This is a genomic window from Bacillus sp. FSL R9-9530 (assembly GCF_038008145.1).
In the GTDB taxonomy this organism is placed as follows: domain Bacteria; phylum Bacillota; class Bacilli; order Bacillales; family Bacillaceae_G; genus Bacillus_A; species Bacillus_A mycoides.
Genome location: NZ_JBBOYO010000001.1, coordinates 2,420,911 through 2,446,001 on the forward strand (window position 1 = coordinate 2,420,911; position 25,091 = coordinate 2,446,001).

Here is a 25,091-nt window from a genome sequence, read left to right on the forward strand (position 1 = left end):
AAATATTCTCTTCTGTTCATTTATCATAAGCAACTAGGTGTAAGAACGCAACCTTTTGAGTGAGCTACCTCTTCCTATACTTTCTCTCATAGCGCAGCTAATTGTTCGAAAAATTCCGGATACGATACAGCGACCGCATCACTATTCTCTATTTTCACTTCTCCATCTATAATACACGATGCGATTGCAAGCATCATCCCAATACGATGATCGCCGTGACTATTAACAGTATTTCCTTTTAAACTTTGTTTACCATATATAATCATACCATCTGGTGTAGCTTCAATCTTCGCACCTAATTTGCCTAATTCATCTACAACCGTATCGATACGATTTGTTTCTTTTACTTTTAACTCCTCAGCGTTTTTAATAACAGTAATTCCTTCTGCCTGCGTTGCCAATAAAGCAATTACAGGAATTTCATCAATTAATCTTGGAATAAGAGTTCCACCAATTTCTATTCCTTTTAGTTTAGATGTTTCAATCGTAATATCCCCGCACGGTTCAAACTCTTCATTTCTAATATGATCGATAGAAATAAGTGCACCCATCTTTGTTAATACATCTAAAACCCCTGTTCTCGTCGGATTTAAACCAACGTTTTCCAATACAAGCTTACTATTTGGGACAATTGCACCAGCTACTAAGAAAAATGCCGCCGAAGAAATATCTCCTGGAACTTCTATGTCTGCACCTTTAAGTTGTTGTCCACCTTGTAATGAAACAGTCCGTCCATTAACATCTACGGTACAACCGAATGCACGCAACATTCTTTCCGTATGATCACGAGATTGCATAGGCTCTGTTACCGTAGTAATCCCTTCCCCTTGCAAACCCGCAAGTAAAACTGCTGACTTCACTTGTGCGCTTGCTACTGGTGAATGGTAATGCATACCTTTTACCTTACCACCGCGAATAGATAAAGGTGTATATTGTCCGTTTTCTCTACCATCAATTTGAGCATTCATCTTACTAAGCGGGTCTGTAACACGTTTCATAGGACGTTTTCCAATTGATGCATCACCAATTATCGTACTATGGAACGGCGTATTTGCTAAAATCCCAAGCATAAGACGAATAGTCGTCCCTGAATTCCCCACATCTAATACTTCTTTCGGTTCTTGTAAATTATGTAATCCTTTACCGTAAATCGTGACATCGTTACCAAACTGTTCAATCTGGACACCTAGTTTTTGAAAACATGCAATTGTACTTAAACAATCTTCTCCTAATAAAAAATTTGATACTTTCGTCGTCCCTTCCGCTATCGCTCCAAACATAACAGAGCGATGCGAAATAGATTTATCTCCTGGAACAACAATTTTCCCATTCAAACTATTTTTTCGTCCTACTAGTTTCAAACTGTATCCTCCTCACATTTTAAATAAGTTATATGTACAATAGTTCTTCTTATACGTCTACTTCTATTGTAACGTTTTCTTTCTTGAACGTGCAAACAACTCCCCTTATTGCAGTTCAAATGAAAAAGGCTCCTGTAACAGGAGCCTCCACCATTTCTTAAGAATACGTTTCTTCTTTCTTCACTTGTTCTTTTACAAGTTCCGTAAGTAATTCAATAATCTCATCATTTTCTTCTTTTAATCCAACAGTAATACGAATACCATCATGCATACCAAATGCTGCACCAGAACGAACGATATATCCTTTTTTCATTAATCGTTCGAAAGCTTCATTACCAGGTATACCAAGTTTCAAGAAAATGAAATTCGTTTGAGATGGATAGTAGAATACGTTATATTCCTTACAAAATGCATAATATTGATTTAATCCTCCGGCATTTTTCTTCACACACTCTTGTAAAAACTGTTGATCCTCTATTGCCGCTAATGCTACCGCTTGGGCGATAGTTGATGTGTTAAATGGTAGTCTTGCTACCTCTAGCTGCCCAATAAGCTTTGCATCACCAATCGCATATCCAATACGAAAAGCAGCTAATCCATATGCTTTTGAGAATGTGCGTAGCACCATAAGATTTTCGTACTTTTCAAGAAGAGGTAATGTTTGCGGATAATCTTCTGCCCCAGCATATTCATAATATGCTTCGTCCATAATAACGAGCGCTGACTTTGGAACTGATTCTAAAAATGAAAGTAATTTTTGTTTTTCTACATATGTACCTGTCGGATTATTCGGATTACAAACCCATACAATCTTCGTTTTCTCATCTACTTGTTGTAACATTGCATCTAAATCGTGAATGCCATCTTTAAGTGGTACTTCACGAACTTCTGCTCCTTCAATAACAGCATGGTGATGGTATTGCGAGAACGTAGGGTTCGCCATTACAACATTTGTTCCATTATGTAGCAAAGCACGACTAATCATTTGAATGACTTCATCTAGCCCACTACCAAATAAAAGTTGTTCCGCTTTTACACCTAAATGCTCTGCTACTTTCTCACGAAGCTCAAATGCCGCCCCGTCCGGATAGAGTGCATATTGATTAGCTAACGAAGTTAATGCTTCTGTCACACGCGCAGAGCAGCCAAACGGATTTTCATTCGATGCTAGTTTTACAATTTTTGATAATCCGTATTCTCTTTTTACTTCCTCAATATTTTTCCCAGGTACATATGCTCTCAAAGTTAACAATTGCTCTTTTACTCTCACTTTTCTTCCCCCAGTCATTGATATGATTTATAATGTCTTACTGTCATCTTTAATCATAACCGTCACCATTACGAGAATACCTTTAAATATGCATTTCATACCTGTTCTATGACTTTTTACACCATATCCTTTTGAAATGCTTCTAACGCAATATGAACAGTCTCATCTGAAATAGATACGACATTCACTCCCCCATATTCCTGCATAAGCACCATATGAATTGTTCCAGCATTTGCTTTTTTATCTTGTTTCATCAACTGAACGAGACGTTCTACATTCAAGTCACTTGGCATTTTTGGATAACCGTATTTCAAGAACCACTGCTTCATTTCTTCATAAGAAAGATCAACTTTGTACACTTGCTCACTTAAAAACATAGCAAATAGCATGCCAACCGCTACTCCATCACCGTGAGTAATATTCCCATATCCTAACTCTTTTTCAAGAGCATGTCCTAACGTATGCCCAAAATTCAAATGGGCACGTACACCTTTTTCTGTTTCATCTTGCGACACAATATTCGCTTTCACAGGAATCGCCTTCGTTAATATATGAATTAACTTTTCATCACGAAGATCCGTTAACGTCTGCACTTCTTCTTTTAACCAATGATATAGCTCTACATCACCAATAAGAGCATGCTTTATCACTTCTGCATAACCTGATCGCCACTCTTTTTCAGGAAGTGAATGTAAAAATGGCGTATGATATACAACAGCTTCTGGCTGATGAAATGCTCCAATCATATTTTTTCCTAGTGGATGGTTAATTGCTACTTTCCCGCCTACTGCGCTATCGTGAGCTAATAAAGTCGTTGGCACTTGGACAAAGCGAATACCACGCATAAACGACGCGGCAACAAATCCAGCCAAATCTCCAATCATCCCGCCTCCAAGTGCGATGATTAAAGAATTTCTATCTAATTTATTTTCAAGAGCCGAAGTGTGAGCCTCATAGAAATTTTCAAAAGACTTCTCTTTTTCGCCACTCGGTACAACAAACGAAAATACTTTTTGCTCTACTTGCAATGCATCAACAACTGTCTGTAAATGCAGTGATGCAACAGCTTCATCAGAAATGATCATTATGTTAGATACTGCAGGATTCATTTTTTGAATAAGCGTTGTTAAGTGTGACAACGCCTCCCTTCCAACATGTACATCATATTCTTTTGATTTCGTTTGAATATGTATGTTCTCCATTAAAATCCCCTCGCATATTCATTATGTTTCTCAATATTTTCACGTATAAGATCGATACGATCTAATCCAAATTGTTCAATTAAAGCTGTTGCGAGCTCCCAAGCCACAACAGCTTCAGCCACAACGCTAGCTGCTGGCACTGCACAACTATCTGAACGTTCAATACTCGCTGTAAAAGGTTCTTTCGTATCAATATCAACACTTTGAAGCGGTTTATATAATGTCGGTATCGGTTTCATAACACCGCGCACAACAACCGGCATACCAGTTGTCATGCCACCTTCTAATCCACCTGCATTGTTCGTTTTTCTTCTGTAACCTTGCACTTCATCCCAAAGGATTTCATCATGCACTTCACTTCCAGGTCTATGTGCTGCTTCAAAACCAATTCCAATTTCAACACCTTTAAAAGCGTTAATACTCATAATTGCCGCTGCTAATTTTGCATCTAATTTTCTATCATAATGTACATAGCTACCTACTCCAATTGGCATTCCTTCTACAACTACTTCAACAATACCACCGATAGAATCACCATTTGCCTTCGCATCATCAATTGCTTGCATCATCTTTTTACCGGCCTCTTCATCTAAACAACGTACAGGAGATGCTTCTGTAGTACTTTGTAATTCCACAATAGAGTTATATTTAATATTTGCTGCCTGTACACCACCAATCTCGATAACATGTCCCGCTACTTGTATACCTAATTCCGCTAATATTTTTTTTGCAACTGCACCAGCTGCAACACGAACTGTCGTTTCACGTGCTGAAGAACGCTCTAATACATTCCTCATATCTCTATGACCATATTTAATCGCACCATTTAAATCTGCGTGTCCAGGTCTAGGTTTCGTAACTTGCCTTTTCATTTCTTTCTCTTCCTGCTCAGTTAACGGCTCTGCACCCATAACCTTTGTCCAATGTGTAAAATCACGATTTTCAACAACAAGTGCAATCGGTGACCCCATCGTCTTCCCATGCCTAACACCACTTACAATTTGCACTTGGTCTTTCTCAATTTGCATGCGTCTACCGCGTCCATATCCTTTTTGTCTTCTAGCTAATTCTTCATTTATATCATTCGCTACTAAAGATAACCCTGCCGGAACACCTTCTAAAATTGTCGTAAGTTGCGGACCATGGGATTCACCAGCTGTAATATATCGCATACGTTATTCCTCTTTTCGCATATGTATTTATCCCGCTACATAAAGCAGCTATATTACCTTCCATCACTCTTTAAAATACAAAGAAATTATATAGTAAATCGAATGTTTGCTTTCACTACTTATAATTGTTCGATTATTTTCATAATAGTAGACCTTTTACTTTACATACCAATATATCATAACAGTCCTAACTTCGTAACTGATCGAAATAAAAAAAGTGCAAGAAGAATACCCCTATTCTTCTCGCACTTTTTACTATTATCACAGTTATTAAAGCGTTTACAAATTATTTCAAAATAATTAGTAAATCCATTGATTCATTAATTTTGAGTAGTCTACTAATTCTTCTTCCTTAAAGAAAATAGCAATCTCGCGTTCTGCACTTTCTAAAGAATCCGAACCGTGGATAATGTTTTTCGCAACAGTTACACCGAAATCTCCACGAATTGTTCCAGGAGCAGCTTCATGTGGTCGTGTTTTACCCATCATATTGCGTGCTGTATCTACTACACCTTCACCTTGCCATACCATTGCGAATACAGGACCAGATGTAATAAAGTCTACTAATTCACCAAAGAAAGGTCTTTCTTTATGCTCACCGTAGTGTTGTTCAGCAATTTCCGGAGTAACTTGCATTAATTTTGCACCAACTAATTGAAAGCCCTTTTTCTCAAAACGAGCTACAATTTCCCCAATGAAGGCACGTTGTACACCGTCTGGTTTTACCATTAGAAATGTTTTTTCCATAAAAAATCTCTCCACTTCTGAATTATGTATGTAATTGTATATCCCCACACACATATTAACACCCTTATCACAATTGCGCAATAGTTTTGAAATAGAGAGATTATTTTATTTTTTAGACAAAACACTAAAATTTTCGTTGTCCAATATACTTTGCGACATTTTGCAACGCATACTTCGCCTGTCCACGAGGGAGTGGTTTTATTATTTCTAATGCTTTATGTAAATAACGTTCACTAAACGAAAATGCTTTATCAATAGCTTCGCTCGCTTTAATATCATCAATAATTTCTTTCATTTCACTTGCTGTTGTATTTTCATGCACAGATGTAATTTTTTGACGAAGAACTGGATCTTCCATGGCATACAAAACAGGTAATGTAATGTTACCTTGTAATAAATCACCACCAGCAGGCTTTCCAAGCTTCTCTTCTGTCGATACGAAATCTAAAATATCATCAATAATTTGATAAGACATACCAACAAAATATCCGTACCAAAATAGACGATTTACAGTATCACGATTAGCACCAGCAGCAATCGCTCCCAACTGACAACTTGCGGCGATTAACAATGCTGTTTTTCGTTTTATCCTTCTTAAATACGTTCTTAAATTTTGATCATAGTTATACTTATCTTTAATTTGTTCGATTTCACCTTTACAAACTTCTAAAATTGTATGAGACAACGCTTGATGTGCATCTGGAATTTCTATATTTGTTATACATTCAAGAGACTTTGCAAACAAGTAGTCTCCTGTATACATTGCAATACGATCTCCCCATTTCGCATTCACTGTTGCGCTACCGCGTCGTAAAAACGCAGCATCAATGACATCATCGTGAACAAGCGAAGCCATATGAATAAGTTCTAATGCAACCGCAACATGCTTAATTGCATCTAACTTATAATCCCCAAATTTCCCTGCAAGCAAAACAAAAACAGGGCGAATCCGCTTCCCACCTGCTTCAATAAGCTGTAATGCCGCTTCTTCTACTAACGGCTGCTCAGAAGCAACTGTCTTCTTCAATTCTTTTTCTATAACATTAATATCCGATCGTAAAAAAGAGTACATAAGTTGTAACTTCATATTGTTCACCTTAACCTAAAACGTCTTTTTTCTATTTTCTATTTTGATTCTGGTTTAATACCTAAATGCATAGCTGCTACACCAAAAGTAAATGGTTTCACTTGCACATTCTTAAGCCCAGCTTCTTCAAACATACGTGCTAACTCTTTCATCCCTGGGAATGTACTAGCAGATTCCTGAAGCCATGAATATTCTTTATAACTTTTCGCAAACATCTTTCCAAATAACGGCATGATATATTTAAAGTATAAGACATATCCTTGACGAAAACCTATCATCGTTGGTTGAGATGTTTCCAGGCAAATTACTTTTCCACCAGGCTTTACTACACGCGTCATTTCTTTTAATACTTGCATGTAATCCGGAACGTTACGTAACCCAAAACCAATCGTTACATAATCAAACGTATTATCTTCATAAGGAAGTTCCATTGCATTTCCATGCATAAGTTCTACTTGCTTTAATTCTAAAGCTTCTACCTTTTGTTTACCGACAGCTAGCATATTTTCGCTAAAGTCTAAACCGTAAACCTTCCCATCTTCACCTACAGCTCCCGCTAGTGCAATTGTCCAATCTGCCGTCCCGCAGCATACGTCAAGTGCCTTACTCCCGGGTTTCACATCCATAATTCGCATCGTTTCTTTGCGCCATGCCTTATGCCTTTGAAAACTAATTACAGAATTCATCACATCGTATTTATCAGAAATTTTCTCAAATACGTCATGTACTCTTTCTTCTTTTGATTGTTGCATGCTCGTACCTTCTTCCAATGTAAAGTTGCTTATGTCCTTGATTTATCTCTTAACATAGAAATTATCTCATTAACTTCTGTATGATTCTCTAAAAAATTTTCTTCTTGCTTTCTCATTTCCATAAGCCATTCATTAATAACTGTTTCCAAATTTTTATCATCATCCAATGAGATTTTTTGGACTGCTTGAAAAACAGGTGAATTTTGTTTATCAGCATACAATTGACACTCTTTTTGAAGACGATTTTTTCCTAACACATAAGTTATATATGATTTCCAATTAGATAACTGAAAATGATCACATGTTTTTTGCAAAAGCGCAGATTCAATTATTACTACACTTTCCATTATGTCTTGAATCGTCACATGTGCTTTTTGATACAGCATAATTTTATGTTCATTAATCTCCTTAATTCCTTCAGCAAGTGCACGAATTAAGATAATATCACAATTCATTGACAATAAGTAATAGTATAGACCACTATAATAATCCCCTGCAAGAACTGTCAATTGACGACGCTTATGGAATCCACTCGTCTCTTCGTTTGCTTTATTTGATACTTTTTCATGTGTATCAAGAGCAATTTGTACAAGCATAATCGTTACGACATAATGATCAATTTGTTCTTTATGTATATTTGCACTTTTTAATGCACCGTATAACAGCGCTATTTTTTCTTCATCAATAAATGGTTCTTCAATATAGTTTATAAAATAAGGATGGCGTAATTTCTCCATCAATTTCTCTTTAATACCCGCATACCCTCCGTAGATGTCACACACAAAAAATCACCCTTGTTTTCTAATTCATAAAATTTATTATAACACATACATTCTATTTTCTATAATCAAAACTTGGCTACTTCTGCCAAACTGCCACCGAATAAAGCCTCAACTTTTATTCATACAAGTTATCTTCGTCTCTAACAACTACAAACATTCATTTACACAAAAGGCAGAAGTAATTTTCAACCTTTATATTCTTGCTCTTTAACATTAAAACTATATCATTTTTTTGTATATAAAAAAAAGAAAAGCAGTTTCCCGCTCTTCTTTAATTCGTCTTAATAAACGATAAAATTTCACTACGTGCTGCTGCATCATTTTCTAACACGCCGCGCACTGCAGTCGTTACTGTTTTCGCACCAGGCTTTTTCACACCACGCATCGTCATACACATATGCTCTGCTTCTACTACTACCATTACACCATGCGGCTCTAGTACTTCCATAATAGAGTTAGCTACTGTTGATGTAATACGTTCTTGTAGTTGCGGACGACGCGCAATTGTGTCTACAGTACGAGCTAATTTACTTAGTCCCGTTACTTTTCCACCTTGCGGAATATATGCAACGTGAGCAACTCCATAAAACGGAACAAGATGATGCTCACACATCGAATAGAATGGTATATCTTTTACTAGCACAAGCTCTTCGTGGTCTTCTCCGAATACTTTGTGTAAATGCTCTTTCGGATCCTCATGCATTCCTGAGAATACTTCTGCGTACATTTTCGCAACACGTTTCGGTGTATCAAGTACTCCCTCGCGATTTGGGTCATCTCCGATTGCCTCTAAAATAAGACGTACTGCATGTTCAATTTGTTCTAAATTAACTTTTGCCATCCGCTAGCCCTCCCGAAAAACCTAAAAGTGATACGAACACATTCTAGCATATTTATGTTTTTAAAAGCAAAAAGAAGAGTTTCCAAAAAGGAAACTCTTCTTCCCTGTTAATATGTAAGGATTATTTAACCGCATCTTTTAACGCTTTACCAGGTTTGAATGCAGGTACTTTACTTGCAGCGATTTCAATCTCCTCACCTGTTTGTGGGTTACGACCTTTACGAGCCGCACGCTCACGAACTTCGAAGTTACCGAATCCGATTAGTTGTACTTTATCACCTTGTTTTAAAGCTTCTAAGATAGAATCAAAAACAGCGTCCACTGCTTTTGTTGCGTCCTTTTTAGAAAGGGAACTTGCTTCTGCAACAGCATTGATTAAATCTGTCTTGTTCATGCCATTCACCTCCTCCCAAAGATAAGACTGTATAATGATCATAAAATGAGTCTTACTTTCATTTGTAGGCAATTTTTACAAATTCTATACTACAAAGATGTAGATAAATCATTATCAACGCCTATATTATACGATTCTCCTTTATAATTCAATATTTTTAAGGAAATTGTTACTCTAAAAATGTGAAATTCTGATGAAACTTGACAATTTACAACAAAATATTAGATAATGACTGTTTATTTTTCTATTACGTACTCAAAAAGAAAAAAATCCCTCTACAATTAGAGGGATTTTTTTCTTATAATATAATCGCAATTAATCCGCCAGATCCTTCATTAATAATTCTTTCTAGCGTTTCTTTTAATTTATAACGAGCGTTTTCTGGCATTAGAGATAACTTCGCTTGAATTCCTTCTCTAACAATAGAGCTAAGAGAGCGCCCAAATATATCAGAATTCCAAATTGATAGCGGGTCATCTTCAAAATCTTGCATCAAGTAACGAACTAGTTCTTCACTTTGTTTTTCAGTACCGATAATTGGTTCAAATGTTGATTCTACATCCACTTTAATCATATGAATAGACGGCGCAACCGCTTTTAATTTAACACCGAACCTTGAGCCGTGACGAATAATTTCCGGTTCATCTAAGCTCATATCAGCTAATGCAGGCGCTGCTACTCCATATCCGGTTTGTTTTACCATCCGCAAGGCATCCGCCACTTGGTCATATTCTGTTTTCGCATGAGATAAATCGAGCATAAGCTTTAATAAATGATCTTTCCCTCGAATCTCTACTCCTACTACTTCTTTTAAAATTTGATCATACAATTCATCTGGCGCATATAAATCAATCTCTGCCACACCTTGCCCCATATCGATGCCAGCTAGACTCGCTCGATCAATAAATTCATATTGACTAAACTGCCAAACGACACGGTCCACATCACGAAGACGTTTTATATCCTTTACAGTCTCTTGAACCGCTTCCTGATAACTTTGGCGTAACCAATGCCCTTCATTTAGTACCATTACCCAGCTCGGAAGGTTTACATTCACTTCTAAAACCGGGAACTCGAATAATGCTTCTCGCAGTACGTTATACACATCTGTTTCTCTTAAACTCTCTACACTCATCGCAATTACTGGGATATCATATTCTTCTGATAAACTTTGACGTAACTGCTCCGTATCTGGATGGTATGGCTGTACAGTATTGATAATCATAATGAAAGGCTTTCCTACTTCTTTTAACTCATTTACAACGCGTTCTTCTGCCTCTATATAATCTCTTCTTGGAATTTCACCAATTGTTCCATCTGTTGTAATAACGACACCAATTGTTGAATGCTCTTGAATTACTTTACGTGTTCCGATTTCTGCAGCTTCATGGAATGGAATAGGCTCTTCATACCAAGGAGTATTAATCATGCGCGGACCATTCTCATCTTCATAGCCTTTTGCTCCTGGAACCGTATATCCAACACAATCTACTAATCGAATATTCACTTCAAGACCTTCATCTACTTCGATAGAAACCGCTTGGTTTGGAACAAACTTCGGTTCCGTCGTCATTATTGTACGACCAGCAGCACTTTGAGGCAGTTCATCCTGCGCTCTTTGACGGTCTGACTCATTTTCAATATTGGGAATAACAACAAGTTCCATAAATTTTTTAATAAATGTTGATTTCCCTGTTCGAACAGCTCCTACAACTCCAAAATAAATATCACCGCCTGTGCGTTCCGCAATATCTTTAAAAATATCTACCTTTTCCAAGTGATTCCCTCCCTCAATATTTTTGGGAATAATTCCACGTTTATAGTCAACTAATACCTTCTCTAATGTTGCCTATAATATCTGATATAATATAATGGTATTCTAGAAGTTCGGACAATATATCATATAATTTTGTCCAATTTCATATGACTATTTAAAAATACCTTTTGTTTGCATCGCAAGTTGTATAACATAAAAAACCTTTCTTCTAGAACTTATTCACTAAAAGAAAGGTTCATGACTTATGATTTTAAAAAAATTGGTTCTCCATTTTTTACTGTGTACGGCAAAGAATATGCAGGAACAAACGGGGAATCCTTCGATAGTATACTCCGGATATCTTCACCTTCTTTAAATTGTCCTTCATTTTTTTTCAACGCTTCATATAAGTCGATTCTATAATCAACAAACAATTCTCCTTTTTCATTAATTACAAGAGGGAGACCTTTTCCTGAGTACGGACTTGTCACTTGTGGTACATCTTTATATCCTAGTTTTTTGAAGTCTAATTCATAAACACCATCTGTGATCACTTTTTTAAAAGGTGGATATTGATGTTCATCACGATACATTCTTAGCTTCAATGCCACTTCTTGAATTTGTTCCGCCATTCTCACATCAATTAACTTTACTGTCGGATTTTTTTCAACATCTATTAATACATATTGATATACTCCACCACTTTCATACGCATTCCCTGGTGCCTCTTGTATGTACCTTGGAGCAATTTTTTGAAAATCAATTGGATACTTCTGATAAATCGGCGTACTCATATCACGCGTCTTAATTGGTAATAAACCATCCGTTTGCTCCTTATATGTATTAATGGCTTTTTGTACAACTTGCAACTGGTCTTCATAAGGAATAGCACTTTGTTTCATATTTTCTCTTGGATACATACACCCTGTTAAAATGCTCATGCAACAAAATATTAAAATAATATGGATTTTTTTCACTGACAATCACCTTTTCATGCTAGTATGGACTGTTGCTTTTGTAACATTTACCGACTACACATCCTTTATTGCTCAATAGGGCCACTAAATACAACAAGGAAAATAACAATTCCCGATACAATCATGAGGGTGTACGCTACTAAAGCTGTAATCCCTTTCAAAAATTTATTCTTCATTTTATGCCTACTCAATAAAATAAAACTTACTGCAAGAAACATAAATCCAATTGCCCCTAAAGCAAACCACATTTTCATAAGTCCTTCCGACATATATACACCCCTTTACTTTCAATCTATTTTTATACTATTTTAACAAATTAAAATCTTTAAACAAATAAAAATCATCATTTTTCTGTGAATTGATGATTTTTATTTAAAATAATAAAACCGAAGCACGAAATGATGCGCTTCGGTTGACCAAATATGCCCTTAACAGCTCTATTCCCATTCTTTCATAACTATCATATGCATTCTCTAAACTCTTTGTTTCTCATAATTTATTTTTTAAACATTTTACTTAACGAACCAAAATCCGCCGGCATATTATTGTTAATAATCGCTTTTACAATTTGATCCTCTTGCTCTTTCGGCACTTCGCGTCCTGCCATTAGAGCAACTTGATGAATCAATTGGCGAAGCACTGTCTCATCACGTAAGTTCGCATTTTGAACAGACGACGCTAATTTAAAAATATCTTCTTTGTTCACTTTCGCTTCTTTTTCAATGTTATTAAAAATGTTGTTATCCATTCTTTTCACCCTCTCCTCAAGTTACTCTTCATCCTATGCAGAGATGAAAAATTGGTGAAAAGACCCATAAAAAATAAAAAACGGTAGAAGTACGAAATGTACTTCTACCGCTTTCTTTATAACAAATCAGGTATCGCTTCAACTTCATGTTTTCGAACACGTCCCATCAATGAGCCTACTGCATCTTTCACATTATTCCCATTGAACAGCACGTCATATAAAGCAGCTGTAATCGGCATTTCAACTTCCATTTTCTCTGCCAATTCATGAGCAGCTTTCGTTGTTCTTACACCTTCTACAACCATACCCATACTTTCTAGCACTTCTTCTAAAGAGTGCCCTTTTCCAAGCATATTTCCAGCGCGCCAATTTCGGCTATGCACACTTGTACAAGTTACAATTAAGTCTCCCATACCAGTTAGACCAGCAAACGTTAACGGATTTCCGCCCATTTTTCTTCCTAAACGAGCAATCTCTGTTAAACCACGTGTCATTAATGCCGCTTTCGCATTATCACCTAATCCAAGCCCGTCAGATATCCCCGCAGCTAGTGCAATAATATTTTTTAAAGCACCACCAAGTTCAACTCCAACGATATCTGGGTTTGTATATACACGGAAATAGCTATTCATAAACAAATCTTGTACTCCCTCAGCCGCTTCCATACGCTTTGCTGCAGACGTAACAGTTGTCGCTTGACGCAATCCAACTTCTTCAGCGTGACTCGGCCCAGATAGTACAACAACATCCTTAATCAAGCTCTCTGGAATTTCTTCCTCAATCACTTCCGAAATACGTTTTGACGTACCTGGTTCGATTCCTTTACTTGCATGAATCCAAGTAATTGGCTCTGTAACAATTTCTTTCATCTCTTGCAATACGTCTCGGTACGCTTTCGTCGGTACTACTAGCAGTACTGTATTTACATCTACTAATGCTTCTTCTAAAGAAGAATAGGCTACGATTGTGCTTGGCAATGTAATCCCTGGAAGATATCTACTGTTCTCACGCTTCGTATTAATTTCATTCATGAGTTCAGGACGGTTTCCCCAAATACGTACATCATGCCCATTGTCAGCTAATACCATCGCTAACGCTGTTCCCCAGCTACCTGCTCCTATTACTGTGATTTTTGTCATAAAATCACATCCTCTCCATTAGTCTCTTGCTCTAGCGATAATGTGAATCGGCGTTCCTACAAAACCGAACGCTTCACGTAAACGGTTCTTTAAGAAGCGCTCATATGAAAAGTGCATTAATTCTGTATCGTTTACAAATATAACAAATGTTGGTGGTTTTACCGCAACCTGTGTCGCATAGAAGATTTTCAGACGGCTACCATTATGTGTCGGCGTTGGATTCATCGCTACCGCATCCATAATTACATCATTTAATACATTCGTTTGTACACGGATGCTATGGCTTTCATTTACCTCATTGATAACCGGTAATAACGTTTGTGTACGCTTTTTCGTTTTCGCAGATAAGAATACAATCGGTGCATACTCTAAAAATTGGAAATGAGCACGGATGTTTTCTTCAAATGCTTTCATTGTTTTTTCATCTTTTTTCACTGCATCCCATTTGTTTACAACGATAATAACAGCTCGTCCTGAATCATGAGCATATCCAGCGATTTTTTTATCTTGCTCAATAATTCCTTCTTCTCCGTCTAAAACGACTAAAACAACGTCAGAACGTTCAATCGCTCTAAGTGCACGAAGTACACTATACTTTTCTGTACTTTCGTATACTTTCCCTTTTTTACGCATACCAGCTGTATCGATGATTACATAATCTTGATCATCTTTACTATATGGTGTATCAACAGCATCACGTGTCGTTCCCGCTATATTACTTACAATTACACGTTCTTGACCAAGAAGTGCATTTACAAGTGATGATTTCCCTACGTTTGGACGTCCAATTAAAGAGAAACGGATTGTTTCATCGTCATACGCTTCTTCTTCAATCTTTGGAAAATGATTTGCAGCTTCATCTAACAAATCACCAAGTCCTAAACCGTGTGTACCTGAAATCGGGAATGGCTCGCCAAATCCTAATGCATAAAAATCATAAATATCACTACGCATGTCTGGATTATCAACCTTATTTACCGCAAGTACAATTGGTTTTTTAGAACGGTATAAAATTTTAGCAACTTCTTCATCTGCTGCAGTTACACCATCGCGACCATTCGTCATAAAAATGATAACATCTGCTTCATCAATCGCTACTTCCGCCTGTTGACGAATTTGTGTCAAGAACGGCTCGTCTCCAATATCAATTCCACCTGTATCAATAATGTTAAACTCATGATTTAACCATTCTCCCGCACTATAAATACGGTCTCGCGTTATACCTGGTATATCTTCTACGATTGAAACTCTTTCTCCAACAATTCTATTGAAAATAGTAGATTTCCCTACGTTCGGGCGGCCTACTATCGCTATTACTGGTTTCGGCATATACTTTCATCCTTTCAACTTGCTTCTGTTTATTATGTAAAAAACCCTTCTTTGTGCAAGAAGGGATTTGCATTCCAGAATATTTCTCAACGTATCAAAACACCTCACATTATACCACACGTTACTAATGTTTCACAATAATATATACATTATCTTGTAAGCGATGTGCAATACCATCTAAAATAGCCTCTAAATTATTTGCAACAAATTCCAGTTCCTCTGTCGACTCGCAAATAAATAAAGGGGCACCACCTGCAAATTTCTCTGGCGTTGTTGTAATGACTGCGAGAATAACACTTTCTAACATCATCTCTTATCTCCCCTTCCTTTCGGAGCTTCTGATGACATATGAACAGCACTCTCTAATGTTGGTACATTTCCGATTACCCCTATCGCTTTTTCTGCATCTTGATCTTGCGGCAGAACAAAAATCCCAACTCTCCCATCCTCTAAATCACGCTTCGCTAACGGTACAAGTGCCGGCGTTCCAGAATCTCTATATATTCCTAAAGCAACCGAAACATCATGTAAAATAGCTTGCCGTTGTCCTAAGTTTGAGATTGTAACCATCGCATCTATCGATTTCGGTTTTAAAATAAATCCCATTCCATATTTCATAATTTCTTCTTGCCTTGCTGGCAATCCAATATTCATAATGTAAATATTATCAATATAAAGTCCCGCTCCTTCAAAACGAAGTGGAACGTTCTCTATTTCTACAAGGTCATGAAGTCTTTTACCTGACATTAATTTTTTCGCAATGAAAAAACTTACTATACCAGTAATTACCCCGGCAATCCATGAATCGAATCCTATATACGCAAACGTTGTTACAAACGACGTTAACATCGCCAAGTAGTTACGACTTTCAAATACTAATGCAATTCCTTCAATGTATGTATTACCACGTGGTACGAGCTCATATCCATCTAATTGTTGAAGCGTATTTCTTTCCATATTGCGCACATCACGAAATTGCGTCGCTGCTAACGTAAGAAATGTAATTGCAGAGAAATCTTTTTTCAAAACAGACGGAATCGCAATTGCTCCTAAGGCAGCCGCAATTAATCCCATCGCGATATGAATAATTTTCCCGTGAAGCCTCGTCGGATATTGCCTCGTATCGGTACGAAGCATTAACAACCTAGTTATTGTACCTGCAATTACGCCACATAAAATAGCTGGTGTATATTCAGTCATGTATTACCCTCGCCTTTCTTTTACGTGTTTTCCTCTTAAATTGTTCCATATATACCGATGCCTTTGTAATCCAAAGTAAAATCGCCATAAATAAAGTGGAAACAGCAGCAATATCTAAAAAAGCTAAACTGCCGTATTCATAAGGAAAATGTAATTTACGAAAAATCAGCGTCACCAATAATTCTCCTTGTAACATCCCTATATATAAGGAGCATAATCGTAATATGCGATCCCCGTGCAATAAAACCGATGCATACACAAGTGCACCACTTAACAGCAACAACCTATCAACCACAATCCAAATTGGATCATATACTTCTAACAAATGAAAACTTGTATATAACATTGCAATAATAAGTGCCGAAAGTAAGGTATATAATTTTTTCCAAATAGAATATAACGCGATACCTACAAAAGAAATAATACAAAGCAAAAGGGCATTTACCGATATCGTGAAAGAAGCAATCGTCACATTTAACGGAGAACAAATAATAAAAATTAATATACAAGCACTTATCTTCCAACGAATAGATTCCTTTTTCATAAAAAAGGTCACGGCAATCCACCCTATCCAAGCAACAAAATAAAAAGTACTCCCATCCATCATTTCACCTCCTATGATTTCCATTATGGGAACTTTTTATGAAAGTTAATCCTCCTTTTCTTTGTGCATAGTTTTTCTCATAACAGCAAAACTTTTAATAAGGAGGTGTAACTCACAATGGGTAAAGATCGCCAAGAACGAAAACTAAGAGAATCACGCCGCGTTGAATCTGATCGCGACCAATCACTTCAATATCCCGGTGCAACAAGTCTTGATACACCGGAGCAAGCTCGAAAGCAGAATCAGCATTGAATAAAGTGAAACCTCAGTGGGGGGGTATCCATCCCCACTGATTATTAGCTCACACCAATCAAGTTGCCCTCAAATAGGCAATACAAAAAGACGGTTTCGATATTGTACGAAACCGTCTTTTTACACAATTATTTTATTTATTTCTACTCGTAATATAATTCTTTTGTTTTCGCATTATAAACCCTATCACTCAACGAGGCATCAATCGTAACTACACCTGTTGGTTTTTTAGAATATGTAATAACATAATACGTATGTAGAGAAGGATTTTTACTCTTTACCTCTACACGTACATAATCTGTCTCTCCTATCTCATTTAACTTTCGCTCAACCTCTTTTTTCGCACCTACAATATCTTCTTTTTCTCCTTTAATTTCCCTACTCACAATGGTATATCCTTGATCAGAAAGTAATACTACTTCAGCATTACTTAAACTCACTTCATTTGGTATATTAAAATAATAAATTGCATACGAATCTTCCGATGGATTTTTGTCTTCTCCTAATTCCCTTGGCAAAATTAGTGCTTCTATTCCACTTCCTGCATTCACCGTTGGATTCCTATACAATTTATTCCCGACTGCGATTGCAATATTCGCCGTTTTAATTGCTGATTGTGCTGTTGTTGAACTAGAATCTCCTTCTCTTACATTTGAAGTTAATGAAATTTCAACCTTTTTATTATATCCAGAAACCGCTGTATCTTCTCTTATATTTCGTGCATGGATGTTAACATCTTCACTATTATATGTAATGCGTCCTATTGTATTTTTACTATTTGAAGATACATTATCTCCTTTTTTATTAACATCCTCATCCCCTAAATTATCGTAAATTTTTCCTTGTTTCTTTTGACTATTAAATAGCAATCTCTTATCTTGTTTTATCGCTAACCAGCTATATAGAGAAGAATACTTTCTTACTTTTACCATGTTTTTCCGCACGATATTTATATATACTTTTATTATAATGTAAATTCTCTCTTTTTTTCCATTTATAGAATTATATAGAACGATAACTTCTCGCCCTCCCTCTTCATTTTACGAAAATAAAACGCAAAAAAATCAACCGGATAGTTGATTTTTCATCGCCTACTATAATGTGCAGTGTCAATCCCTCGCTGCGCTAACCAATGGTACGTTTCACCTTTTACAACAAGAGGTACAGATTGTAACTCTTCTATCGTCTTCACGCCAAGAGCTGTCATAATAAATTTTAAATCTGTATGTAAAAGATCAATTTCATCCACTAAATTCTCAACGCCATCTTGCATTAAAATACGTAAAAAGTATCCAGCAAACGCAGTTGTATTCGCTCCTAATGCGATTGCCTTCGCCACGTCAAGTGCTGTTTGTATACCCCCAGATGCAATAAAAGAGAGGTTATTATTTGTAGAGGTTGCTTCAATAATCGAGGTAGCTGTTTGTATGCCCCAGTTATTAAAATAAGAAAGCATTCGCTGTCTTCTTTCATTTTCAACAGCAGCAAAATTCGTACCACCTTGTCCGCCAATATCAATTGCTGTTATACCTATATTCGCTAACTGTTGTACTGTTTCCTTACTCATTCCAAAACCGACTTCTTTTACGATGACAGGTACTTTACTTTTTAAAACTATTTTCTCAATCCGCTGAAGTACACCAGTAAAATCACGGTCTCCTTCTGGCATCGTTAACTCCTGTATGACATTTAAATGAATTTGCAGTGCATTCGCTTCAATCATATCAACGGCACGCTCTGCCTGTTCGACAGTTGCCTCACTTCCTAAGTTTGCGAAAAAAATCCCATTCGGATTTACTTTCCTAACAACTTTATACGAAGCCGATTCACTTTCATCTTTTAAAGCTGCCATTTGCGATCCTACAGCCATAGCAAGGTTATGATGTTTCGCTACATATGCTAATTGCTCATTAACATGTAATGTTTGCTCTCCTCCACCACCAGTCATCGCATTGATAAAAATCGGCGAACTTAGTGAAAGTTCGCCGATTTTTGTTTCACATGTTATAGTGTCATAACTTGAATTTGGCAAGCTTTGATGCACAAAATCAATATCATGAAAGCCATGCGTACGAGACTGACCAGTAGAAAGAGCATATTCAATATGATCTAATTTACGTTTTGCCCTTACCACTTGTACCCCTCATTATTTCTTTAATTTTTTCAGTTGTTCACCAATAATATCACTTAACTGGAAAGTAGCCGAATCAGCATTTGGCTCATATTGGCTATAATCTTCTGTTACATTATTTTCTTCAAGCGTTTCTTTTATGCTTAAAGAAATACGTTTTTCTGCTACATGGACTTCAAGTACTTTCACTTTTACTTCTTGTCCCATTTCCAATACTTCATTTGGATTTTTCACGTGACGATTTGCAATTTGAGATACATGTACAAGCCCTTCAACACCAGGTAAAATTTCAACAAACGCACCGAATGTAACAAGGCGTTTTACTACTCCCTCACGAATATCTCCAGCTTTTATTTCGCCAGCAACATTTTCCCAAGGTCCTGGCTGAGCTGCTTTAATTGATAAAGAAATACGTTGCGTATCAGCATCAACAGATAACACTTTTACCTTTACCTTTTGACCTTGCTCTAATACCTCAGAAGGTTGCTCTACACGTTCGTGTGAAATTTGTGAAATGTGAACTAAACCGTCCACACCACCAACGTTAACGAAAGCACCAAAATCCGTTAATCGTTGTACTGTTCCTTCAACAATGTCCCCTTCTTTTAACGAAGAGATTGCTTCTTTTTTCTTAGAATCTAGTTCTAGTTCTACTACCGCTTTATGTGAAAGAATAACACGATTTTTTTCACGGTCTAATTCAACAATTTTCACCGCTAATGTTTTTCCTTTATAGTCAGCAAAGTCTTCTACATAATGTACTTCTACAAGTGAAGCTGGGATAAAACCACGAACACCAAGGTCCACAACTAACCCACCATTCACGATATCTTTTACAATAACATCAAATACATGACCAGAATTAAATTTTTCTTGTAATTCTACCCACGCTTTTTCTGCGTCAACAGCTCTCTTAGATAAAACAAGATCATCATCTTCTAATTTAATAATTTTCAATTCAAGTGTTTGATCTAATTCTACAACATCGCTTGCTTTTTCAATATGAACGTTAGCTAATTCACTAATCGGAATTACGCCATCTGTTTTGTATCCAACATTTACAAGAACTTGTTTCTCTTCAACTTTCGTTACAGAACCTGTAACAACGTCACCAACTTGTAATTCTTTTGAATTCATAACTTCTTCATTCATTTTCTCTACCATGGAAATACCTCCCTACAGAATTGACAAAGCATTTTTATGTATATACGAAATGAAAACAAATGTTTTCATTTGCATGTTTAAGAATTTATCATCACATATTCTGTTTCAATACAGTTCACAAGAAACTATATTAAATCTATATAAATAGTATACAGCAAAATCATCTTGAAGAAAGTATGATTTGAAATATAATAGCGAATATATTCTGACATTTTTTCCCCTATGTAACTAACTTCTTACAAATTAGCCCATTTGTCAAGAAAAGAGACTTATAATTCACTTATCCTTTACATTTCAAAAAAAAAAAAAGAAAGAGGATAGTCCTCTTTCTTTATTTCGCAAATACTCCTGAAACAATACCCATAATTTTTTGGACAACTTCTTCAATTGATAAAGAAGTTGTATCTAATTCCAATGCATCATCAGCTTTTTTCAAAGGAGAAACTTCGCGTTCTGAATCTAATTTATCACGCCTAGCAATTTCTTCTCTTAACTGCTCTAAATTAGAATCGAAACCTTTATTCATATTTTCTAAATGTCTTCTTTCCGCTCTTTCTTCTACAGAAGCAAGCATAAAGATTTTCACTTCAGCATCCGGTAGTACATGTGTACCAATATCACGGCCATCCATTACTACGCCGCCTTTTTTAGCTAATCCTTGTTGACGACGTACCATTTCTTCACGAACAAGACGATGCTTTGCTACAATAGATACACGATTCGTCACATCTGGCGTACGAATCACTTCAGAAACATCTTGTCCATTTAAAAATACAAGTTGTGTATTTTCCCCTTGCTGAAATTCAATATTTACATTTTTTACAACTTCCATTAACTTTTCTTCATTTTCAATATCCACTTTTTGTTCAAGGGCTGCATATGTAATAGTACGGTACATTGCGCCTGTATCAATGTAAACATATGAAAGTTTTTTTGCAACAACTTTTGCCACTGTACTTTTCCCAGCAGCCGCTGGACCATCTATAGCAATCGAAATTCGTTTATCCATTGTAACACCTCATTTTTCACTTATAAAACAAAACGAAAAGCAGGTATTTTCCCCCTGCTTCTTCTCATTTGCCTCACGTCATTAAATCCTCAATAATTGTAGCATAATCCATCATAGAAGAAAATGAAAACTACTTATTCACCTGTAAGATTTCCGCCTTATTTTTCGTGACGACACCTTCGTAATAAACAATTTTCGATAAATATTTCACTGAAGATTTATGTATAAAAAGCAGTTGGACGACAGAAAGAAAAATAAATTGAATCAGTAATATACGAATTATAATTTTCTCCACTTTTTTCAAAAAAACTCACTCCTTCCCTCTCTACACTTACACATCCACTCTCATAAATTTCCATAAACAAAACCTAACCTAATAACCACTTACCGGAGCACACTTAAGGTAATTTATTTTATTGTCATTTTCTAAGCATACTTTTATACATTTTCATTGTCGAATTTACTCAAAACATGTTATGTTCTAAATGTATTTTTCAACTTGAAAGGGGTATAAGCATTGAAAAGAATCCTAGTTTTACACACAGGTGGAACAATTGCAATGGAGGAAGATAAAGAAACTGGGGTCGTACAACCAGGTAAAAAGAATCCTCTTTTAAAATTCATTCCTGATTTAGAAGGCGATGTTGATTTAATTGTCGAAGATGTGTTCCATCTTCCATCTCCTCACATGACTCCTAGCGAAATGCTACAATTGCAAGTCATCATTGACGAAAGAGTAAAACAAGACGATATTCACGGCGTAGTCATCACGCATGGTACCGATACATTAGAAGAGACAGCTTATTTTCTTGATTTAACAGTTCAAGCAACTATCCCAATCGTTGTGACAGGGGCAATGCGTTCTAGTAATGAATTAGGTGCCGATGGTCTATATAATTTCTTATCAGCTGTAAAAGTTGCTAGTAGTAATGAAGCTGCTGAAAAAGGCGTTCTAGTCGTATTAAATGACGAAATACATTGTGCTACAAATGTAACAAAAACGCACACAAGTAATGTCGCGACATTCCAAAGTCCACAGTACGGACCAATCGGCATGGTAACAAAACGTGGTGTTGTTTTCCATCATGCTTTAGTGCATCACGAAACATGCACAGTACGACAGATTTCTAAAAACGTTGTCGTTCTAAAAGCATACGCAGGTATGGATGATACATTATTATCAGCAATCGAAACACTACCAGTAGACGGAATTGTTATTGAAGCACTTGGACAAGGTAATTTACCTCCAAGAACACTTCCTAGTCTAGGGCGATTAATAGAAAAAGGCATTCCAATTGTATTAGTTTCACGCTGCTTTAACGGTATCGTTCAAGACGTATACTCTTATGAAGGTGGCGGAAAACAATTAAAAGATATGGGCATTGTTTTCACCTACGGTTTAAACGCTCAAAAGGCGCGAATTAAATTACTAGTCGCACTAGAAAACACAAACTCTCACGAAACAATCCAACATATGTTTATGCACGATTAAAAAAGAAGCTGTCGAAGATTTCGACAGCTTCTTTTTATTCTTCTCTTGATGCAATGGTTTGCGCAATCGCATCTCCATGGAATCTACCGTTCTCGATAAATATTTCATTTGCGTTATTCCCCGCAGCAATTACACCTGCAATAAAAATATTTTCAGCGTTTGTTTCCATACTACCCTCTATATAAATCGGGCGCCCTGTTTCTTCATCAATCCGAACTCCCATTTTTGTTAAGAAGCTGTGGTCTGGATGGTAACCCGTCATAGCAAATACAAAATCGTTTTGAATTGTATTTGCCTCACCATCTACTGTATACGTCAACGTATGCTCAGTAATTTCTTTTACATGCGCATGGAAATGCATTTGAATTGTCCCATTTCGTACTAACGCCTCAAATTCCGGCAAAATCCACGGCTTAATACTTGGCGAGTATTCCCCACCACGGTATAGAACTGTTACACGTGCACCCGATTTAACAAGCTCTAACGCTGCATCTATACTTGAATTTTTACCACCTATTACAACGACATCTCGATCAAAATAAGGGTGTCCTTCTTTGAAATAATGAGCTACTTTCTCAAGTTTCTCACCAGGTACATTCATATAATTCGGATTATCATAATATCCAGTTGCGACAACAATGTATTTCGCAACATATATTTCTTTGTTTCCGTCACGCTTCGTCGTTTCAACTTTAAAAACATCACCATCTTTTTGAACTTGTTCCACTCGTTCAAATGCATTTACACGTATAGATTTACGCTTTACTACTTCACGATAATACGCAAGCGCCTGATTACGAAATGGCTTACGATTTTCTGTAATAAAAGCAACTTCACCAATTTCTAATTTTTCACTAGAGGAGAAAAATGTTTGATGAGTTGGATAATTATAAATTGCATTTACAATGTTTCCTTTTTCGATTACTAACGGATTTAACCCCACTTTTTGCAACGAAATCGCCGCTGCTAATCCGCATGGACCGCCTCCGATAATAATAACTGTTTCTTTTTGCATACTTAGTTCACTCCTAGTCTTCTACCTCTGCTCTATTTATATAAACAAGAAAAAACCTACTTACAGCAGTAGGCATCTATCTTTATTGTATTCATTTTTCATATATTTGTCATCTAAACGAAACATACATCCGATAGACATCTGCTAAAAACTGCTGAAATTTAATTCCTTGTTGCCCTAATACATTCTCAGGATCGATTTTCCGAGTAGGATCCAACGTTTTGTGTGACACAATAGCCTTTTTAGGATTTAAACCGAAATTTTGACATAAATAAGCGTGATACCACGTAAAACGAGTATACGCCTCCCAAAAGTTTACGTCGCCACCATAGCAAAGTTCAACCCCAATTGCAGCCTTATTCGCATCATAACCGAATAACTCATTATCCGTTGGCACATTGTATCGAACATGGTACGCAACTTCATTTATAGGGACAATTTCTAATATTGTTTTATCATCAATAAATGTATGCGCTGAAGCTTTCGGTTGTATTTCATTAAAGTAATCCCGATTTCCTATCGCATTGCTACCAGGGTTCCCCGTGTCATGACTTACAATAAATCTTACTTTTGAAAGAGGAATTCCTGGTCGTGAATTTCCATACCCAATATAGTTACGCTCTATAGGGAACATCGCCATTACTACCAACTCCCGCTCTAAAAAATT

At 36.5% G+C, this 25,091-nt stretch carries 28 protein-coding genes; 2 read left to right on the top strand and 26 right to left on the bottom strand.

Going from position 1 to position 25,091, the window contains the following annotated elements:
• Positions 1 to 86: 86 nt before the first annotated feature.
• From aroA to MKX66_RS12115, 19 genes are all read right to left on the bottom strand, one after another.
• The gene (gene aroA / locus MKX66_RS12025; RefSeq protein WP_215591005.1) at positions 87 to 1,361 is read right to left on the bottom strand and encodes a 3-phosphoshikimate 1-carboxyvinyltransferase; all 1,275 of its coding nucleotides are present in this window, start codon (positions 1,359 to 1,361) and stop codon (positions 87 to 89) included.
• 157 nt (positions 1,362 to 1,518) lie between these two features.
• Entirely contained in the window at positions 1,519 to 2,631 is a 1,113-nt protein-coding gene (hisC, locus tag MKX66_RS12030; protein ID WP_002188988.1) for a histidinol-phosphate transaminase, read from the bottom strand.
• Positions 2,632 to 2,747: 116 nt separating this feature from the next.
• Positions 2,748 to 3,833 carry a 3-dehydroquinate synthase gene (gene aroB, locus MKX66_RS12035; RefSeq protein ID WP_002011826.1) on the bottom strand — a complete coding sequence of 362 codons (1,086 nt, stop codon included), beginning with the start codon at positions 3,831 to 3,833 and terminating at the stop codon, positions 2,748 to 2,750.
• On the bottom strand, positions 3,833 to 5,005 hold the full coding sequence (aroC, locus tag MKX66_RS12040; protein WP_002030766.1) for a chorismate synthase: 1,173 nt from the start codon (positions 5,003 to 5,005) through the stop codon (positions 3,833 to 3,835). Before aroC ends, aroB begins: the two co-directional genes overlap by 1 nt.
• A 300-nt stretch (positions 5,006 to 5,305) precedes the next feature.
• Positions 5,306 to 5,752, bottom strand: a complete 447-nt coding sequence (gene ndk, locus MKX66_RS12045; RefSeq protein ID WP_000415879.1) for a nucleoside-diphosphate kinase — start codon at positions 5,750 to 5,752, stop codon at positions 5,306 to 5,308.
• Positions 5,753 to 5,876: 124 nt separating this feature from the next.
• Positions 5,877 to 6,839, bottom strand: a complete 963-nt coding sequence (gene hepT, locus MKX66_RS12050; protein ID WP_341086250.1) for a heptaprenyl diphosphate synthase component II — start codon at positions 6,837 to 6,839, stop codon at positions 5,877 to 5,879.
• Positions 6,840 to 6,877: 38 nt separating this feature from the next.
• Positions 6,878 to 7,591, bottom strand: a complete 714-nt coding sequence (gene menG, locus MKX66_RS12055) for a 2-heptaprenyl-1,4-naphthoquinone methyltransferase (protein ID WP_002086620.1) — start codon at positions 7,589 to 7,591, stop codon at positions 6,878 to 6,880.
• A gap of 29 nt (positions 7,592 to 7,620) precedes the next feature.
• Positions 7,621 to 8,373 carry a heptaprenyl diphosphate synthase component 1 gene (locus MKX66_RS12060; RefSeq protein ID WP_326996382.1) on the bottom strand — a complete coding sequence of 251 codons (753 nt, stop codon included), beginning with the start codon at positions 8,371 to 8,373 and terminating at the stop codon, positions 7,621 to 7,623.
• A 271-nt stretch (positions 8,374 to 8,644) separates the two neighbouring features.
• Positions 8,645 to 9,214 carry a GTP cyclohydrolase I FolE gene (gene folE / locus MKX66_RS12065; protein WP_002011819.1) on the bottom strand — a complete coding sequence of 190 codons (570 nt, stop codon included), beginning with the start codon at positions 9,212 to 9,214 and terminating at the stop codon, positions 8,645 to 8,647.
• Between the two features lie 121 nt (positions 9,215 to 9,335).
• Positions 9,336 to 9,608: an HU family DNA-binding protein gene (locus MKX66_RS12070; protein WP_001043860.1), complete on the bottom strand. Its 273-nt coding sequence runs from the start codon at positions 9,606 to 9,608 to the stop codon at positions 9,336 to 9,338.
• A 298-nt stretch (positions 9,609 to 9,906) separates the two neighbouring features.
• Complete coding sequence (gene spoIVA / locus MKX66_RS12075) at positions 9,907 to 11,385, bottom strand: stage IV sporulation protein A (RefSeq protein WP_000416521.1); 1,479 nt, start codon at positions 11,383 to 11,385, stop codon at positions 9,907 to 9,909.
• A 242-nt stretch (positions 11,386 to 11,627) separates the two neighbouring features.
• On the bottom strand, positions 11,628 to 12,341 hold the full coding sequence (locus tag MKX66_RS12080) for a hypothetical protein (protein WP_002126422.1): 714 nt from the start codon (positions 12,339 to 12,341) through the stop codon (positions 11,628 to 11,630).
• Positions 12,342 to 12,406: 65 nt separating this feature from the next.
• Complete coding sequence (locus MKX66_RS12085; RefSeq protein ID WP_002011815.1) at positions 12,407 to 12,610, bottom strand: DUF2768 domain-containing protein; 204 nt, start codon at positions 12,608 to 12,610, stop codon at positions 12,407 to 12,409.
• A 227-nt stretch (positions 12,611 to 12,837) separates the two neighbouring features.
• Positions 12,838 to 13,089, bottom strand: a complete 252-nt coding sequence (locus tag MKX66_RS12090) for a stage VI sporulation protein F (RefSeq protein WP_000369753.1) — start codon at positions 13,087 to 13,089, stop codon at positions 12,838 to 12,840.
• Positions 13,090 to 13,205: 116 nt separating this feature from the next.
• Entirely contained in the window at positions 13,206 to 14,228 is a 1,023-nt protein-coding gene (locus MKX66_RS12095; RefSeq protein WP_002011813.1) for an NAD(P)H-dependent glycerol-3-phosphate dehydrogenase, read from the bottom strand.
• 18 nt (positions 14,229 to 14,246) lie between these two features.
• Positions 14,247 to 15,557 carry a ribosome biogenesis GTPase Der gene (gene der, locus MKX66_RS12100; RefSeq protein WP_002011811.1) on the bottom strand — a complete coding sequence of 437 codons (1,311 nt, stop codon included), beginning with the start codon at positions 15,555 to 15,557 and terminating at the stop codon, positions 14,247 to 14,249.
• A 124-nt stretch (positions 15,558 to 15,681) separates the two neighbouring features.
• Positions 15,682 to 15,867, bottom strand: a complete 186-nt coding sequence (locus MKX66_RS12105; protein WP_002086624.1) for a capping complex subunit for YIEGIA — start codon at positions 15,865 to 15,867, stop codon at positions 15,682 to 15,684.
• Entirely contained in the window at positions 15,864 to 16,757 is an 894-nt protein-coding gene (locus MKX66_RS12110; protein ID WP_341086252.1) for a YIEGIA family protein, read from the bottom strand. Before MKX66_RS12110 ends, MKX66_RS12105 begins: the two co-directional genes overlap by 4 nt.
• A complete protein-coding gene (locus tag MKX66_RS12115; protein WP_341087644.1) occupies positions 16,750 to 17,361 on the bottom strand; it encodes a YphA family membrane protein in 612 nt (203 codons plus the stop codon). The genes MKX66_RS12110 and MKX66_RS12115 overlap by 8 nt, the downstream gene beginning before the upstream one ends.
• Before the next feature lie 117 nt (positions 17,362 to 17,478).
• Between MKX66_RS12115 and MKX66_RS12120 the strand changes: the two genes are divergently transcribed.
• Positions 17,479 to 17,613: a YpzI family protein gene (locus MKX66_RS12120; protein WP_000513901.1), complete on the top strand. Its 135-nt coding sequence runs from the start codon at positions 17,479 to 17,481 to the stop codon at positions 17,611 to 17,613.
• A gap of 143 nt (positions 17,614 to 17,756) precedes the next feature.
• Here MKX66_RS12120 and MKX66_RS12125 read toward each other — a convergent pair whose 3' ends face one another.
• From MKX66_RS12125 to MKX66_RS12145, 5 genes are all read right to left on the bottom strand, one after another.
• The gene (locus tag MKX66_RS12125; RefSeq protein ID WP_341086255.1) at positions 17,757 to 18,545 is read right to left on the bottom strand and encodes a hypothetical protein; all 789 of its coding nucleotides are present in this window, start codon (positions 18,543 to 18,545) and stop codon (positions 17,757 to 17,759) included.
• Between the two features lie 152 nt (positions 18,546 to 18,697).
• Positions 18,698 to 19,747, bottom strand: coding sequence for a type 2 isopentenyl-diphosphate Delta-isomerase (gene fni, locus MKX66_RS12130; RefSeq protein WP_215591002.1), 1,050 nt, complete (start codon positions 19,745 to 19,747; stop codon positions 18,698 to 18,700).
• A 12-nt stretch (positions 19,748 to 19,759) separates the two neighbouring features.
• Positions 19,760 to 20,908 carry a 30S ribosomal protein S1 gene (gene rpsA / locus MKX66_RS12135; protein ID WP_002126412.1) on the bottom strand — a complete coding sequence of 383 codons (1,149 nt, stop codon included), beginning with the start codon at positions 20,906 to 20,908 and terminating at the stop codon, positions 19,760 to 19,762.
• A 331-nt stretch (positions 20,909 to 21,239) separates the two neighbouring features.
• Complete coding sequence (gene cmk, locus MKX66_RS12140) at positions 21,240 to 21,917, bottom strand: (d)CMP kinase (RefSeq protein WP_002011798.1); 678 nt, start codon at positions 21,915 to 21,917, stop codon at positions 21,240 to 21,242.
• A 130-nt stretch (positions 21,918 to 22,047) separates the two neighbouring features.
• On the bottom strand, positions 22,048 to 22,221 hold the full coding sequence (locus MKX66_RS12145) for a DUF5359 family protein (RefSeq protein WP_002135263.1): 174 nt from the start codon (positions 22,219 to 22,221) through the stop codon (positions 22,048 to 22,050).
• Between the two features lie 213 nt (positions 22,222 to 22,434).
• On the opposite strand from MKX66_RS12145, the gene ansA reads away from it, so the two are divergent.
• Positions 22,435 to 23,409 carry an asparaginase gene (ansA, locus tag MKX66_RS12150; protein WP_002030754.1) on the top strand — a complete coding sequence of 325 codons (975 nt, stop codon included), beginning with the start codon at positions 22,435 to 22,437 and terminating at the stop codon, positions 23,407 to 23,409.
• A 34-nt stretch (positions 23,410 to 23,443) separates the two neighbouring features.
• Here ansA and MKX66_RS12155 read toward each other — a convergent pair whose 3' ends face one another.
• The gene (locus MKX66_RS12155; RefSeq protein WP_002030753.1) at positions 23,444 to 24,424 is read right to left on the bottom strand and encodes a YpdA family putative bacillithiol disulfide reductase; all 981 of its coding nucleotides are present in this window, start codon (positions 24,422 to 24,424) and stop codon (positions 23,444 to 23,446) included.
• A 109-nt stretch (positions 24,425 to 24,533) separates the two neighbouring features.
• A complete protein-coding gene (locus MKX66_RS12160) occupies positions 24,534 to 25,064 on the bottom strand; it encodes a peptidoglycan recognition protein family protein (protein ID WP_002011791.1) in 531 nt (176 codons plus the stop codon).
• Positions 25,065 to 25,091: the final 27 nt, after the last annotated feature.

Coding starts and splice junctions, on each gene's coding strand:
- MKX66_RS12095 (WP_002011813.1), bottom strand. CDS start 14,228: ATGACAAAAATCACAGTAATAGGAGCAGGTAGCTGGGGAACAGCGTTA.
- der (WP_002011811.1), bottom strand. CDS start 15,557: ATGCCGAAACCAGTAATAGCGATAGTAGGCCGCCCGAACGTAGGGAAA.
- MKX66_RS12160 (WP_002011791.1), bottom strand. CDS start 25,064: ATGGCGATGTTCCCTATAGAGCGTAACTATATTGGGTATGGAAATTCA.
- MKX66_RS12105 (WP_002086624.1), bottom strand. CDS start 15,867: ATGATGTTAGAAAGTGTTATTCTCGCAGTCATTACAACAACGCCAGAG.
- MKX66_RS12120 (WP_000513901.1), top strand. CDS start 17,479: ATGGGTAAAGATCGCCAAGAACGAAAACTAAGAGAATCACGCCGCGTT.
- aroB (WP_002011826.1), bottom strand. CDS start 3,833: ATGGAGAACATACATATTCAAACGAAATCAAAAGAATATGATGTACAT.
- MKX66_RS12155 (WP_002030753.1), bottom strand. CDS start 24,424: ATGCAAAAAGAAACAGTTATTATTATCGGAGGCGGTCCATGCGGATTA.
- cmk (WP_002011798.1), bottom strand. CDS start 21,917: ATGGATAAACGAATTTCGATTGCTATAGATGGTCCAGCGGCTGCTGGG.
- hepT (WP_341086250.1), bottom strand. CDS start 6,839: ATGAAGTTACAACTTATGTACTCTTTTTTACGATCGGATATTAATGTT.
- menG (WP_002086620.1), bottom strand. CDS start 7,591: ATGCAACAATCAAAAGAAGAAAGAGTACATGACGTATTTGAGAAAATT.
- MKX66_RS12110 (WP_341086252.1), bottom strand. CDS start 16,757: ATGACTGAATATACACCAGCTATTTTATGTGGCGTAATTGCAGGTACA.
- MKX66_RS12125 (WP_341086255.1), bottom strand. CDS start 18,545: ATGGTAAAAGTAAGAAAGTATTCTTCTCTATATAGCTGGTTAGCGATA.
- folE (WP_002011819.1), bottom strand. CDS start 9,214: ATGGCAAAAGTTAATTTAGAACAAATTGAACATGCAGTACGTCTTATT.
- MKX66_RS12085 (WP_002011815.1), bottom strand. CDS start 12,610: ATGTCGGAAGGACTTATGAAAATGTGGTTTGCTTTAGGGGCAATTGGA.
- MKX66_RS12070 (WP_001043860.1), bottom strand. CDS start 9,608: ATGAACAAGACAGATTTAATCAATGCTGTTGCAGAAGCAAGTTCCCTT.
- aroC (WP_002030766.1), bottom strand. CDS start 5,005: ATGCGATATATTACAGCTGGTGAATCCCATGGTCCGCAACTTACGACA.
- MKX66_RS12090 (WP_000369753.1), bottom strand. CDS start 13,089: ATGGATAACAACATTTTTAATAACATTGAAAAAGAAGCGAAAGTGAAC.
- MKX66_RS12115 (WP_341087644.1), bottom strand. CDS start 17,361: ATGGATGGGAGTACTTTTTATTTTGTTGCTTGGATAGGGTGGATTGCC.
- rpsA (WP_002126412.1), bottom strand. CDS start 20,908: ATGGTAGAGAAAATGAATGAAGAAGTTATGAATTCAAAAGAATTACAA.
- ndk (WP_000415879.1), bottom strand. CDS start 5,752: ATGGAAAAAACATTTCTAATGGTAAAACCAGACGGTGTACAACGTGCC.